This is a genomic window from Thiemannella venezuelensis (assembly GCF_014203605.1).
GTDB lineage: Bacteria > Actinomycetota > Actinomycetes > Streptosporangiales > Streptosporangiaceae > Planomonospora_A > Planomonospora_A venezuelensis.
This window is the reverse complement of sequence record NZ_JACHJJ010000009.1, coordinates 140,916-153,971: the sequence shown is the minus strand read 5'-3', so window position 1 is coordinate 153,971 and position 13,056 is coordinate 140,916. Positions and strand designations below refer to the sequence as shown.

14 protein-coding genes are annotated in these 13,056 nt (G+C 70.5%); 6 read left to right on the top strand and 8 right to left on the bottom strand.

All coding sequences use genetic code 11. From position 1 onward, the window contains the following. Nucleotides 1–65 precede the first annotated feature (65 nt). Nucleotides 66–1,547: an IMP dehydrogenase gene (guaB, locus tag FHS22_RS15865; protein WP_184942384.1), complete on the bottom strand. Its 1,482-nt coding sequence runs from the start codon at nucleotides 1,545–1,547 to the stop codon at nucleotides 66–68. Between the two features lie 553 nt (nucleotides 1,548–2,100). Here guaB and FHS22_RS15860 point away from each other — a divergent pair. Beyond that, nucleotides 2,101–3,126 (top strand): helix-turn-helix transcriptional regulator, encoded by a 1,026-nt coding sequence (locus FHS22_RS15860; protein ID WP_184942382.1) that lies wholly within the window; start codon nucleotides 2,101–2,103, stop codon nucleotides 3,124–3,126. Between the two features lie 62 nt (nucleotides 3,127–3,188). Continuing rightward, nucleotides 3,189–3,566 carry a DUF5319 domain-containing protein gene (locus FHS22_RS15855; protein WP_184942380.1) on the top strand — a complete coding sequence of 126 codons (378 nt, stop codon included), beginning with the start codon at nucleotides 3,189–3,191 and terminating at the stop codon, nucleotides 3,564–3,566. Here FHS22_RS15855 and FHS22_RS15850 read toward each other — a convergent pair. From FHS22_RS15850 to groES, 4 genes are all read right to left on the bottom strand, one after another. Further along, complete coding sequence (locus FHS22_RS15850; protein WP_184942379.1) at nucleotides 3,527–3,670, bottom strand: hypothetical protein; 144 nt, start codon at nucleotides 3,668–3,670, stop codon at nucleotides 3,527–3,529. The genes FHS22_RS15855 and FHS22_RS15850 overlap by 40 nt on opposite strands. 56 nt (nucleotides 3,671–3,726) lie before the next feature. Beyond that, a complete protein-coding gene (locus FHS22_RS15845) occupies nucleotides 3,727–4,365 on the bottom strand; it encodes a sigma-70 family RNA polymerase sigma factor (RefSeq protein WP_184942377.1) in 639 nt (212 codons plus the stop codon). Nucleotides 4,366–4,684: 319 nt separating this feature from the next. Further along, nucleotides 4,685–6,301, bottom strand: coding sequence for a chaperonin GroEL (gene groL / locus FHS22_RS15840; RefSeq protein WP_184942375.1), 1,617 nt, complete (start codon nucleotides 6,299–6,301; stop codon nucleotides 4,685–4,687). 94 nt (nucleotides 6,302–6,395) lie between these two features. After that, nucleotides 6,396–6,707, bottom strand: a complete 312-nt coding sequence (groES, locus tag FHS22_RS15835; protein WP_184942374.1) for a co-chaperone GroES — start codon at nucleotides 6,705–6,707, stop codon at nucleotides 6,396–6,398. Nucleotides 6,708–7,074: 367 nt separating this feature from the next. Here groES and FHS22_RS15830 point away from each other — a divergent pair, with 367 nt between their 5' ends. Further along, nucleotides 7,075–7,770: a Uma2 family endonuclease gene (locus FHS22_RS15830; RefSeq protein WP_184942372.1), complete on the top strand. Its 696-nt coding sequence runs from the start codon at nucleotides 7,075–7,077 to the stop codon at nucleotides 7,768–7,770. A gap of 51 nt (nucleotides 7,771–7,821) precedes the next feature. Here FHS22_RS15830 and FHS22_RS15825 read toward each other — a convergent pair whose 3' ends face one another. Next, the gene (locus FHS22_RS15825; protein WP_184942371.1) at nucleotides 7,822–8,676 is read right to left on the bottom strand and encodes an NAD-dependent epimerase/dehydratase family protein; all 855 of its coding nucleotides are present in this window, start codon (nucleotides 8,674–8,676) and stop codon (nucleotides 7,822–7,824) included. A 109-nt stretch (nucleotides 8,677–8,785) separates the two neighbouring features. Here FHS22_RS15825 and FHS22_RS15820 point away from each other — a divergent pair, with 109 nt between their 5' ends. The 3 genes from FHS22_RS15820 (at nucleotide 8,786) to FHS22_RS15810 (ending at nucleotide 12,107) form a co-directional block, all read left to right on the top strand. Further along, nucleotides 8,786–9,277, top strand: a complete 492-nt coding sequence (locus tag FHS22_RS15820; protein WP_184942369.1) for a MarR family winged helix-turn-helix transcriptional regulator — start codon at nucleotides 8,786–8,788, stop codon at nucleotides 9,275–9,277. A 25-nt stretch (nucleotides 9,278–9,302) separates the two neighbouring features. Further along, the gene (locus FHS22_RS15815) at nucleotides 9,303–10,478 is read left to right on the top strand and encodes a class I SAM-dependent methyltransferase (protein WP_184942367.1); all 1,176 of its coding nucleotides are present in this window, start codon (nucleotides 9,303–9,305) and stop codon (nucleotides 10,476–10,478) included. Between the two features lie 177 nt (nucleotides 10,479–10,655). Further along, nucleotides 10,656–12,107 (top strand): coiled-coil domain-containing protein, encoded by a 1,452-nt coding sequence (locus FHS22_RS15810; protein ID WP_184942365.1) that lies wholly within the window; start codon nucleotides 10,656–10,658, stop codon nucleotides 12,105–12,107. Between the two features lie 55 nt (nucleotides 12,108–12,162). Here FHS22_RS15810 and FHS22_RS15805 read toward each other — a convergent pair whose 3' ends face one another. Both FHS22_RS15805 and FHS22_RS15800 read right to left on the bottom strand, forming a co-directional pair. Further along, a complete protein-coding gene (locus FHS22_RS15805; protein ID WP_184942364.1) occupies nucleotides 12,163–12,417 on the bottom strand; it encodes a hypothetical protein in 255 nt (84 codons plus the stop codon). Between the two features lie 121 nt (nucleotides 12,418–12,538). After that, a complete protein-coding gene (locus FHS22_RS15800; RefSeq protein WP_184942362.1) occupies nucleotides 12,539–13,033 on the bottom strand; it encodes a MarR family winged helix-turn-helix transcriptional regulator in 495 nt (164 codons plus the stop codon). Nucleotides 13,034–13,056: the final 23 nt, after the last annotated feature.

Below are 13,056 nucleotides of genomic sequence, written 5' to 3'. Positions count from 1 at the left end.
TCTGTCTTTCCCATTTCATGCGAGTACGGCTCCCGCCGTCCGAGGCGGAAGCCGTACGAGGAAACCTAGCGACGGTGGTAGTTCGGGGCCTCGACCGTCATCTGGATGTCGTGCGGGTGGCTCTCCTTGAGACCCGCGGCCGTGATCGGCATCAGCTCGCACCGCTCGTGCATCTCCGGGACCGTACGGCAGCCGGCGTACCACATGCCCTGGCGCAGACCGCCGACGAGCTGGTGGGCGACCGCGGCGACCGGGCCGCGGTAGGGGACCTGGCCCTCGATGCCCTCGGGGATGTACTTGTCCTCACCGCCGACGTCGGCCTGGGCGTAGCGGTCCTTGCTGAAGGAGGCGCCGCCGCGCTCGCGGTTGCGGACCGCGCCGAGCGATCCCATGCCGCGGTAGGACTTGAACTGCTTGCCGTTGATGAAGATCAGCTCACCCGGGGACTCCTCGCAGCCCGCCAGGAGCGAGCCGAGCATCACCGTGTCGGCGCCGGCCGCGATGGCCTTGACGATGTCGCCGGAGTACTGCAGGCCGCCGTCGCCGATCACCGGCACCCCGGCGGGGCCGCACGCCAGCGAGGCCTCGTGGATCGCCGTCACCTGCGGGGCTCCGACACCGGCGACCACGCGGGTGGTGCAGATGGAACCGGGGCCCACGCCGACCTTGACCGCGTCGGCGCCGGCCTCGACCAGCATCTGGGCGCCCGCCCGGGTGGCGACGTTCCCGCCGATCACCTCGACCCGGCTGTTGGCCTTGATCTTCGCGATCATGTCGGCGAGGCCCTTGGAGTGGCCGTGCGCCACGTCCACGATGATCGCGTCCACCCCGGCCTCGATCAGCGCCATCGCCCGCTGCTCGGCGTCGCCGCCGACGCCGACGGCCGCCCCCACGACGAGCCGGCCGTCGGCGTCCTTGGTGGCGAGCGGGTACTGCTCGCTCTTGGTGAAGTCCTTGACGGTGATCAGACCGCGGAGCCGCCCGTCCGCGTCGACCAGCGGGAGCTTCTCGATCTTGTTCTTCCTGAGCAGGTCGAACGCGTCGTCCCTGGACACCCCGACCGGCGCGGTGACCAGCGGCATCGCGGTCATGACCTCGCGCACGGGGCGGCCGTGGTCGCTCTCGAAGCGCATGTCGCGGTTGGTGACGATGCCCACGAGCACCCCGCGGGAGTCGGTCACCGGGACGCCGGAGATCCGGTAGGTCGCGCACAGGCGCTCGACGTCGGCGAGCGTGTCGTCCGGCGAGCAGGTGACCGGGTTGGTCACCATCCCGGCCTCGGAGCGCTTGACCAGGTCGGCCTGCTGGGCCTGGTCCTCGATCGAGAGGTTGCGGTGCAGGATGCCGATGCCGCCCTGGCGGGCCATGGCCACCGCCATCCGCGCCTCGGTGACCGTGTCCATCGCCGCGGAGACGAGCGGGATCCTCAGGGTGATGCCGCGGGAGAGCCGGCTGGCGGTGTCGGCCTCGCCCGGCTGCAGATCCGAGTAGGCGGGCACCAGGAGCACGTCGTCGAACGTGAGCCCCTGCTCGGTGAACTTGGCCATCATTCTCCTCGCGAGGGGACTGCCGGGTTCACCCGGCAGGGGAATCGTTTCCCTCATGGTTCCTGTGCTCGAACGGTCGGGACCCGGCGTCGCCCGCCTCTCCCGGGAGCGGGAAGCCGCCCCCTTCCGGGGAGTGGAGGAGTCACACTGCCCCCCGGCCGCGACGCGCTCCGGCGGGGAGCTGGGTGGGCGCGAAGCACCGGCCCCTCGCCACAGTTTAGGGTCTGCCTCCGGCCGTGCCGAACGGCAGGGGTGCGGAGCGGAAGAATCGGAGGACCGAGCGGTCGGTGAGCCGCTCGGTCCTCCGGTCACCGGCGCCATCACGGGACGTCCCTGCCGCCGGACCCCCCTCCGCGTCCGGGCGGCGACGTCACCGGCTCTCTGGCGCCGACGCTGTGTCAAGAGTGCGTTACCTTCCGTTGGCGCACAATGGTCAAAGGTGCAATTGCACGAAGTTGCACCTCGGCCCCACAAGTCGGCGCAAGGTCCGGACAGCGGAGGCCCACCGGGTTATCCTCGCGGCAGTCGTGTCACTTCAGGAGTTCCCCCACCGATGCGCGCCGACAGCACCGACTCCCTGACCGCGCTGGGTCTCACCCCGGCCCAGACCGCCCTGTACAACGCGGTGCTGCGCCTGCACCGCGCCACCTGCGCCGATCTGGTCGAGGCCACCGGCGGCGCCCCGGAGCTGCTCGGCCGCGAGCTGGGCACCCTGGTACGGCTGGGCGTGGTCGACGAGCAGGCCGGCGAGTACCTCGCCCGGCACCCCGCGGCCGCCCTCGGCCACCTGATCGCCGACCGGCTGGACCACCTGGCCGAGGAGAGCCGCAGGATCGACACCGTGCTCGGCTCGATCCGCGGCCTCATCCACCAGTACGACGCCGGGCGCGACTACCAGAGCGGGCAGTTCCCGGTCGAGCTGGTCGGCGGGGCCGACGAGCTGTACGAGAGCGTCATCGGCATGGCGGTCCAGGCGCCGCCGCTGGAGCTGCTCTCCGCGGTTCCCGACCTGAGGACGATGAGCGACTTCAACCACCGCTACGCCGACCAGTGGATCTCCGCCCAGCGCGGCGGGCTGCTCTCCTGCCGGACGGTCATCCCGGTGGGCACGCTGGCGATGCCCGGGCTGCGGGAGAAGCTCGTGCGGTTCGAGGAGGCGGGCGCGCGCATCCGGACCCTGGCATCGGTGCCGAGCTGGTTCCTGGTCGCCGGGACCGGCACCGCGGGCATGCCCGCCCAGTGGGGCGGGGCCCTGGCCGAGAACGCCTACAACTTCCACCTGGTCCGCGCCGGGGTCGTGGTGGCATCGCTGCGCACGCTGTTCGGGGAGCTGTGGGCCCGCGCGGCGCCGCTGCCGTGGTCGCGTCCCGGCGGCGCGGTGCGGTCGCGTCCCGCCGACGGCGCGGTGCAGGTGCTCCGGCTGGCGGCGCAGGGGGTCAGCGACGAGGTGATCGCCCGGCAGCTGGGGATCTCCGTCCGGACGGTCCGCGCCCGCTTCGCCGACGCCATGGCCGAGCTGGGTGCGCAGTCCCGGTTCCAGGCCGGGGCGGAGGCGGCCCGGCGGGGGTGGCTGACGTAGGGCGTCCGGGCGTCCCGGGGGTTCGGGGTATGAGGGACGCATCGAGGCCATAAAGTGGGATCGTGCTGGAAGACGGCCCTCGCGACCCGTTCGCGAACGACCCCGACGACCCCGCCGCGGCGCTGGGCGAGCCCGACGATCCCGAGCCGCTGACGCCTGCCGAGCGCGACGAGGCCGTCACCGACCTCGCCGACGTGGAGATCTTCCGCTCCCTGCTGGAGCCCCAGGGGATCTCAGGCCTGGTCCTCGACTGCCCCGAGTGCGGCGAGCAGCACTACTTCGACTGGGACCTGCTCCGCGGCAACCTTCGCCAGATGATCGACAACGGTCAGCCGCAGGTGCACGAGCCCGCCTACCAGCCCGACCCGACCGACTACGTGAGCTGGGACTACGCCCAGGGCTACGCCGACGGCGTGATCGACACCGAGGAGCAGCGCTGATCGACGTCGTCGATCAGCGCCGCGAGCAGGCGGACGGCCTCGTCGGTCACGGCGACGGGCTCCCTGCGGGACAGGGCCCGGAGGATCGCCTCGGTCTCGGCCACGGCCGGATCCTCTTCCGGCCCGTACCTCCGGGCCGGACGTCGTGGATGAACCGATGTCAAGCTATCGACTCCAGCTCCGCCATCGCTCGGAGCCGGGCGAGGGCCCGGTGCTGGGCAACGCGAACCGCACCTGGTGACATGCCGAGTACATTACCCGTCTCCTCCGCGGACAGTCCTGACACCACCCGGAGCATCAGCAGTTCACGCTGGTTGTCGGGGAGTCTGGAGAGCAGCCGCCGCGCGTGCTCGGCCTCGATGTAGCGGACGACGGTCTCCTCCGGCCCGGGGCCCTCGTCCGGGCCGTCCGGAAGGTCCTGGGTGGGCACGGCGGAGCGCACGGAGCTGCGCAGCGCGTCCGCCACCTTGTGGGAGGCGATGCCGAAGACGAAGGAGGCGAAGGGACGCCCCATGTCGCGGTAGCGGGGCAGCGCGGAGAGCACCGCGATGCACACTTCCTGGGCCACGTCATCCGCGATGTGATATTGGCCGGAAACCCGGCCGAGACGGGCACGGCAATAGCGCACCACCATCGGGCGCAACTGCGTCAGCAGGGATTCGATCGCGGTGCGATCCCCCTGAACGGCGAGGCTTGTCAGATCTCTGAGGTCGTCCCCGTAGGAGGCCCCGTCAGATCTCGTCGCAAGCCTTACCCCAGTTTTGGCGTCGGCGACGCATCCCTCGGTCACGTTAGGCATGATGCCCACACTGGTCCGGCCTGTCGTCATAGCGAACGGCTACGGATTGGTCACATTGAGGCGGAGATAGCGGAGTGTGACCGAGCGACAACACTGGGGTTTTTAATATGCCCCGATATTTCATCCGAACGCCATATATGTCGACTATTTGTTATAAGCGGGTTCGCGCTTCCGCGTGACGGGCGATGACGCTTCGCAACGTCTTTTGGTTTACCGGAAAACAAACACGGCCCGCACCTCTCTTCGAGGTGCGGGCCGTGCCGGGCCGGAGCCCGCGGAGCGTCCGGGACCCGGACGCTCCGCGCGGTCCTTCGGTGGATCAGTGGCCGTGGCCGTGGCCGTGGCCGCCGGCGGCCGGGGCCTCCTCCTCGGGCTTGTCCACGACGAGGGCCTCGGTCGTCAGCAGCATGCCGGCGATGGAGGCCGCGTTCTGGACGGCCGAGCGGGTGACCTTGACCGGGTCGATGACGCCCTGCGCGATCAGGTCGCCGTACTCGCCGGAGGCGGCGTTGAGACCGTGGCCGACGGGCAGCTCGGTGACCTTGGCGGTCACGACGTAGCCCTCCAGGCCGGCGTTCTCGGCGATCCAGCGGGCCGGCTCGACGAGCGCCTTGCGCACCACCGCGACACCGGTGGCCTCGTCGCCGGACAGACCCAGGTCGTCCAGGACCTTGGCGACGTGCACGAGCGCGGAGCCGCCGCCGGAGACGATGCCCTCCTCGATCGCGGCGCGGGTGGCGGAGATGGCGTCCTCGAGGCGGTGCTTCTTCTCCTTGAGCTCCACCTCGGTGGCCGCGCCGACCTTCAGCACGCAGACGCCGCCGGAGAGCTTGGCCAGGCGCTCCTGGAGCTTCTCGCGGTCCCAGTCGGAGTCGGACTGCTCGATGGCAATCTTGATCTCCTTGACGCGGTCCGCGATCGCCTGGGCGTCGCCGGCGCCGTCCACGACCGTGGTGGCGTCCTTGGTGATCACGACGCGGCGGGCCGTGCCGAGCACCTCGGTGCCCACGTGCTCCAGCTTGAGGCCGACCTCCTCGCTGACGACCTGGCCGCCGGTGAGGATGGCGATGTCCTGCAGCATGGCCTTGCGGCGGTCACCGAAGCCCGGCGCCTTGACCGCGACGGAGGTGAAGGTGCCGCGGATCTTGTTGGTGACCAGGACGGCCAGGGCCTCGCCCTCGACGTCCTCGGCGATGACGAACAGCGCCTTCTTGGTCTGGGCGACCTTCTCCAGCAGCGGCAGGAAGTCCGCGACGGAGGAGATCTTGCCCTGGGTGATCAGGATGTAGGGGTCCTCCAGGACCGCCTCCATCCGCTCCTGGTCGGTCACCATGTAGGGCGAGAGGTAGCCCTTGTCGAACTGCAGGCCCTCGGTGAACTCCAGCTCCAGGCCCATGGAGTTGGACTCCTCGACGGTGATGACACCGTCCTTGCCCACCTTGTCGAAGGCCTCGGCGATCAGGTCGCCGATCTTGGCGTCCTGCGCGGAGATGGTCGCGACGTTCGCGATCTCCTTCTTGTCCGCGACCGGGCGGGCGGACTCGATCAGCTTGTCGCTGACGGCCTTGGCCGCGAGGTCGATGCCGCGCTTGAGGGAGAGCGGCTGGGCGCCGGCGGCGACGTTGCGCAGACCCTCGCGGACCATCGCCTGGGCGAGGACGGTCGCGGTGGTCGTGCCGTCACCGGCGATGTCGTTGGTCTTGGTCGCGACTTCCTTGGCGAGCTGGGCGCCGAGGTTCTCGTACGGAGCCTCCAGCTCGACCTCGCGCGCGATGGTGACGCCGTCGTTGGTGATGGTCGGCGCACCGAACTTCTTGTCGATGACGACGTTGCGGCCCCGCGGGCCGAGGGTCACCTTGACGGCGTCCGCGAGCGCGTTCACACCGCGCTCGAGGGAACGGCGCGCGTCCTCCTCGAACGACAGGATCTTCGGCATGACAATCCTCCCTTAAAGTACGTCGGCGTATCAAAGCCCCGGGCGCCGGTTACAGCGGCCCGGGGCTCGATGCGTCATCCAGGTGAAGCGTGGATTACTTCTCGATGACGGCGAGCACGTCGCGGGCGGAGAGCACGAGGTACTCCTCGCCGCCGTACTTCACCTCGGTGCCGCCGTACTTGCTGTAGAGGACGACGTCGCCCTCGTTGACGTCGAGCGGAACGCGCTTGGTGCCGTTCTCGTCCCAGTTGCCGGGGCCCACCGCGAGGACCTTGCCCTCCTGCGGCTTCTCCTTGGCGGTGTCCGGGATGACCAGACCGGAAGCGGTGGTCTGCTCTGCCTCCAGCGGCTGGACCACGATGCGGTCGCCGAGCGGCTTAACGGGAACCTTGGTGGCGGTCGTCACGTCGGACCTCCCCTTCAGATTTGAATGATCTAGAAGAGGCGACCAGCGGTCTGCCGTCGCGGGTGTCAGACCTGCCTCGTCGCATGTATTGGCACTCTCACCGGGAGAGTGCCAATGGCACAGTATGCAAGGAGGCCTTGACAGTCAACACGAACCGCCCCGCTGCGCTCCCGGCGAACGCCCGATCGTCCTCCGGCGCGCCGCGGAGGAGACCCTGCGAGGCAGGCGGCCCCGGGACCCCCTGACCTTGGGCCACCGTCCCGGCCCACTCGCATAAAGGTGCGAGCGAGGGCCGCATCGGCGACGCCTGACCCGATTCCGGGGAACATACGAAGGGACGAGCGAGCTTCGACGGGAATGTGATCGAATGACCACCCAGGGTAACGAAGAAGGCGCTACGGTGAACGATGTGACGAGCGCGATGAGCGAGAGAGTGACCTCAAGGCGCCATGCCCGCAACCCTCTCGCCAACTGGCCCTACCCACCACCCGGTGGCTGGACGGCCGACGACCTGGATTCACTCCCCCTCGACGGCCCCAACGGCGAGCTGGATTTCTTCAAACACGTCGAACTCCTCGATGGAGCGCTCATCTTCATGTCCCCCCAGCGGCGTTTCCACGAGCGGTTGATCCGAGAGCTCACGAACTACCTCGACGCACAGGCGCCGGAGGAGTTCGCCGCCGTCAGTCAGATGGACATCAAGATCGATGAGTTTCAGCGCCCCTGCCCCGACATATTGATCATCGACTCCGAGGTGGCGGACGACAACGACCGGACCTCCTATACCCCGGTCGAGGTCCACCTGGTCGTCGAGGTGGTGTCACCCGAGTCGAAATTCCGCGACCGTCAAGTCAAACCCGCACGTTACGCGTCAGCAGGGATCACGCATTTCTGGCGGATCGAGGATGAGGGCGGAAAACCGGTCGTATACGTGTACCAGCTCGACCCCACCTCCCAGACCTATGTCCCCAGCGGCATCCACCGCGGCGAGCTCTCCCTCGACGTACCGTTCCCTGTCAAGGTTGATCTGAACGACCTGCCGAGCCGGGGCGCCGCCGGATGACCGGCGACGCCGAATCCTGTACCGGAGATACGCGAGACCCCGGATAGCCCGTCAGTAGGAGCCGCCGGCGAGGTCGGCGACGAGGCCGGGGCGGGACGGGGTCCAGTCGAGCGCCTTGCGGGTCCGGGCCGCGCTCACGGTCTGGCCGAGGGCGAGCGCCTCGGCGAAGGCCGCGCCGAAGTCACCCGCCGCCTCTTCCACCGGCCAGGGCTCCACCCCCGAGGCTCCCGCGTCCCCGAGGCCCGCCGCCCGCGCCGCGGCCCCGGCGATCTCCGGCAGCGGTACGGCCTCCTCGCCCACCCCGTGGTAGACCGTGCCGGGCTCCCCCTTCTCCACGGCGGCGACGTACAGGTCGGCCAGGTCGTCGATGTGGACCGTGGGCCAGGTGGGCTCCTGGCCGCCCGCGGAGACGTAGCGGCCCCGGCCGTGCCCGGCGGCCTTGGCGACCAGCAGGGCAGGGATGCCCTTGCCCTCGCCGTACACGATGCCGGGCCGGACCACGACGCCGCCCGCGCCGAGCACCCGCCGCTCCACGCCGGCCCGGAAGCGGACCAGCGGGACGGGGTTCAGCGGGCCGTCCTCGTCGGCGGTCCCGGCTCCCAGCACCCAGATCCCGCTCGTGTAGACGACCTTGGCCCCGCCCGCCAGCAGGGCGTCGACCGCCGCCAGCTCCACCGCCTCGTCGCCGGTCGGAGCGGCGGCGTGCACGATCACGTCCACGTCGCCCGCGGCGAGGGAGGCGGGGTCGGTCACGTCGCCGTGCCGCACTTCGGCGGCTCCGGGCACGGTCCTGGTCTCATCGTTCTTGGGCCGGACCAGGGCGACCACCTGGTGGCCGCGCTCCGCGAGCCGTCCGGTCACCGCCGAGCCGATGTAGCCGGTCGCACCCAGCACGAGGACCTTCATCGTCTTCACCTCAAATACTTCGATGTCGAAACTTGGGACGGCGAAACGTTAAACCGGAGATCGGATCAATGTCAAACACTTCGATGTCGAAGCTTGCTATCCTGGTGGCGTGAACGACGCGGTGGACAAGATCCTCGACCAGTGGGCCGGGGTCCGGCCCGGCCTGGACGTCTCCGCCATGGGCGTGGTCGGCCGGATCTCCCGTGCCTCCCGCCTGCTGGAGCGCGGCGTCAAGGCCTACTTCGAGGAGCACGGCCTCGAAGCGTGGGAGTTCGACGTGCTGGCGACCCTGCTGCGCGCCGACCGCACCCTGTGCATGAGCGAGCTGGCCGGAGCCGCCATGGTCAGCTCCGCCGCGCTCACCAACCGCATCGACCGCCTCGTCGCCAAGGGCCTGGTCAGCCGGGCCACCGCCGAGGACAACCGCCGCCTCGTCCTGGTCACCCTCACCGGCGAGGGCCACCGCCTGGTCACCGGCCTGCTCGACGGCCACGTCGCCACCGAGCAGCGCCTGCTCGACGGCCTCACCCCCGCCGAACGGGACCGGCTGGCCGCCCTGCTCTGCAAGCTCCTGTGCTCCCTCGGTGACACCGAGCTCTGAGCCGGGCGCGGTAACGTCGGACGACGTGGACCTCGACGCATTCCGCCGGCTGCTGACCCCGGACGGCCGCAGGGCACTGGAGGCCGCGGCGGAGACCGTCGGGGGCGATCCGGTGGCGGCGGTGACCCGGCTCAGGAAGACCTTCGACGCCGGCCTCACCTCCGCGGCGCTCACCCAGGCCGCGCTCAGGCACCGCGCACGCGAGAAGTTCGGCGCCGACGCCGCCCTGATGTACTTCACGCCGGACGGCCTGGAACAGGCCACCCGCCGCGAGGTGGCCGACCACCGGGCCCGGCGGATCGCCCCCGGCTCCCGGGTCGCCGACGCCTGCTGCGGCATCGGCGGGGACCTGCTGGCCCTGGTCAGGGCCGGATGCACCGTGGAGGCCGTGGACGCCGACCCGCTCACCGCAGCGGTCGCCCGGGCCAACGCGGACGCCCTCGGCTTCGGCGACCGCGTCTCGGTCCGCACGGCCGACGCCGCCACGGTCGATCCCGCCGCCTTCGACGTGCTGTTCGCCGATCCCGCCCGGCGCAGCGCCCGGGGCCGGACCTTCGACCCCATGGCCTACTCCCCCGCCTGGCCCGAGATCCTCCGCATGGTGGCCGGGGCGGAGTCGGCCTGCCTGAAGGTCGCCCCCGGCATCCCGTACGAGTTCATCCCCGCCGGGGCCGAGGCCGAGTGGGTCTCCTACCGGGGAGAGGTCAAGGAGGCCGTGATCTGGTCCGGCGCGCTCGCCGGCCCCGTGGAGCGGCGGGCCACGATGCTGCCGGCGGGCACGACGCTCACCCCCGACCCGGAACTCGGCCGGGCCGGGACCGGCCCGGTGGGCCGCTACCTCTACGAGCCGGACGGCGCGGCGATCCGGGCGCACCTGGTCGCGGAGGTCGCCGCGCTGGTCGGCGGGCGCCTGCTCGACCCGCAGATCGCCTACATCACCGGCGACGCGCCCGTGGAGACCCCCTGGGCCTCCCGCTACGAGGTCCACGAGGTGCTGCCGTTCTCGCTGAAGCGGCTGCGCGCGGCGCTCCGGGAACGCGGCGCGGGAAACGTGACGATCAAAAAACGCGGATCCGCGGTGGACGTCGAACGGCTCCGCAAAGACCTCCGGCTTTCCGGGGACAAATCCCTCACAGTCGTCCTTACCCGGATAGGCGACCGGCCGTTCGCGCTCATCTGCTCTTCTCACCAGGCGTTTTGAACGGTAAAGAACGCCAATCCGCACAATCACGATCTTTTAAATTCGTCCCCGGACAAGCATGATCCAGAAGCTAGGGTTGCCGGGCGGGAATTCCTCCCGCCTGCGCTTTGACCGCGTTCATCAGCAGACCGGACCAATCCCACCGCGGGGCTGACCGTCGGCGAGAAGGAGCTTTCGGTGGATCACTCCAACCACACCGCCCTGCTTCAGGCAGGCGACCAGACCATGATCCCCGACCGGATGCGCGAGATCCTCGCCCGCGCCTCCCGGGACCACATCTACGAGCAGCGCACGCAGGGCGCCGTGCTGGACGAGATCCGCCAGCGGCTCGAAGGCATGGAGTGGCTGCTGCGGGAGGTCAGGGAGCGCGAGCTCGGCGCGCTGAACGGCACACTGGAGTCCGTCCACGGCCGCCTGGACGACATCGCGGTCCGTCCCCCCTCCTGGGCCGAGAGCCTCGCCCAGCACGTCGAGGTCGTCCGCGACCGCGTCGACACGGTCGGCGAGCACGTCGGCTCGGTGGGCCAGGGCGTCGGGGGCCGGCTGGACGGCTTCGACAGGCGTCTCGGCCAGCTCCACGCGAGCATGGAGGCCGCGGCCGGCCGCTTCACCCGCCTGGACAAGTCACTGGCCGACCTGTCCGAACGCGCCGTGTCCATGGAGAACGGCCTGCTCGATCTGGCCGTGAGCATTCAGGGAACCGTCGAGACCGCCGGCGAGCGCCTTCTCTCCGCGGTCGAGCGGGTGAACGACAAGATCGACCACATGGTGGTCCGGATGGACGACCGGGTCGACGGCGTCGAGAGCCGCGTCGACCGCGTGGACGGCCACCTGCTCGGCATCGACGCCCGCCTGACCTCGGTGGACGGCCGCATCGAGACCGCCGACGCCTGCCTGGCCGACATCGACACCCGGATGAGCGGTGTCGAGAACCACCTGGGCGGCGTGGACACCCGGCTCGGCACGGTGTCCTCCCACCTCGGCTCCGTCGACACCCGCCTCGGCTCCGTCGACACCCGCCTCGGCACCGTCGACGACCGGCTCGGCACCATGGACGACCGGCTCGGCTCCGTCGACGGCCGCCTCGGCTCCGTCGACGACCAGCTCGGCACGGTGGGCACCCGCGTGGACAGCGCGGCCACCCGCCACGACGGCCGCTTCGACACCCTGGACGAGCGCCTCGACGACATCGAGGGCCGCGTCACGAGCCGCGTCGACATCGTCGACTCCCGCCTGACCGCGCTGGACTGCCGCGCCGAGAAGGCCGGCGAGCAGCTCGAGGCCGTCGACGACCACGTCGAGGCCGTGAGCCAGCGGATCAGCCAGCTCCCCGCCACCCTCAACATCGGCGACGTCCACAAGCAGATCAGCGAGCTCATCTCCGCCCAGACCGGTGACCAGGCCAAGCGCTTCGACACCCTGGAGGACCGCCTCGCCCAGGCCGAGGCCGCCCTCTCCCCCCTGGCCGACATGCTCCGCGCCCAGCCCGACCGCGAGCAGCTCACCGAGGCCCTCGGTGAGATCGTCGAGCCCGCCCGCACCGATCTGACCCGCCGTCTCGCCGCCCTGGAGGAGACCATGCTCGCCCTGGCCGAGGCCCTGCTGCGCCCCACGCGCACCAAGGACTGAGTACGGCCCTGCGGCGCTCCGGCGTTCACCGGGGGACACGATCCCCCGGTGGGGGTCAGGCGGTGGGGAAGGGGCCGGTGTACTCGGTGTAGTCGGAGACGCCGTCGCCGTTGAGGTCGACGCGGACCTCGTCGGTGTAGCCGTCGCCGTCGTGGTCGAGGTAGACGACGTCGGTGACGCCGTCGCCGTCGGTGTCGTAGCGCTCCTCGTCGGCCACGTAGTCGCCGTCGGTGTCGATGAGCTGGGCGTCGGTGCCGCCGTCGCCGTCGGTGTCGTAGTAGTCGGTGGTGGTGACGTCGAAGTCGCTCATCTGCGTGCTCCCCGTATCTGTTCGCTGTGGGTACGTCAGATAAGAGACGCGATCGGCGGGGTTTGTTACAGCGGCCTTCCGAGATTTTTCCGGCGCGGCCGCGGTCGGCGGATCCGGAGAGTCAGACGGCGCAGGCGCCGGCCTCGCGGCAGACGTTGGCCCGGACCACGCCCAGCAGCGAGGAGAGCGCCTCCACCTGCTCCGGGGTCAGCCCCCGGGTCATCCGCCGGTGGACCTCCGCCGCGACGCGCTCGACCTCCGGACGGAGGGCGTCCCCCTTCGGGGTGGTGCTCACGATGCTGATGCGGCCGTTCGACGGAGACGGGCTCCGGCTGACGAACCCGCTGCGCTCGAGGCGCTGCAGCATCTTGGTCATCGTGGACACGTCGATGCCGATGATCCTGGCCAGCGCGTTCTGCGACTGCGGGCCGTTCTCCCACAGCGCGAACAGCGCGCGGTCCTGGCCCGGGTAGAGGCCGATCTCCGCCAGCAGGCCGGCCAGCAGCACCCGGTGCCCCCGGGCCGCCTGGGCCATCAGGCAGCTCAGGCCGGTGTCGTCGTCCCCGCACGCGTCCGTCCAGGCCACCGCCTCCTTGAGCGTCGCAGGCTCCGCCATGTCAGGCCTCCCTTCCCGGGGAC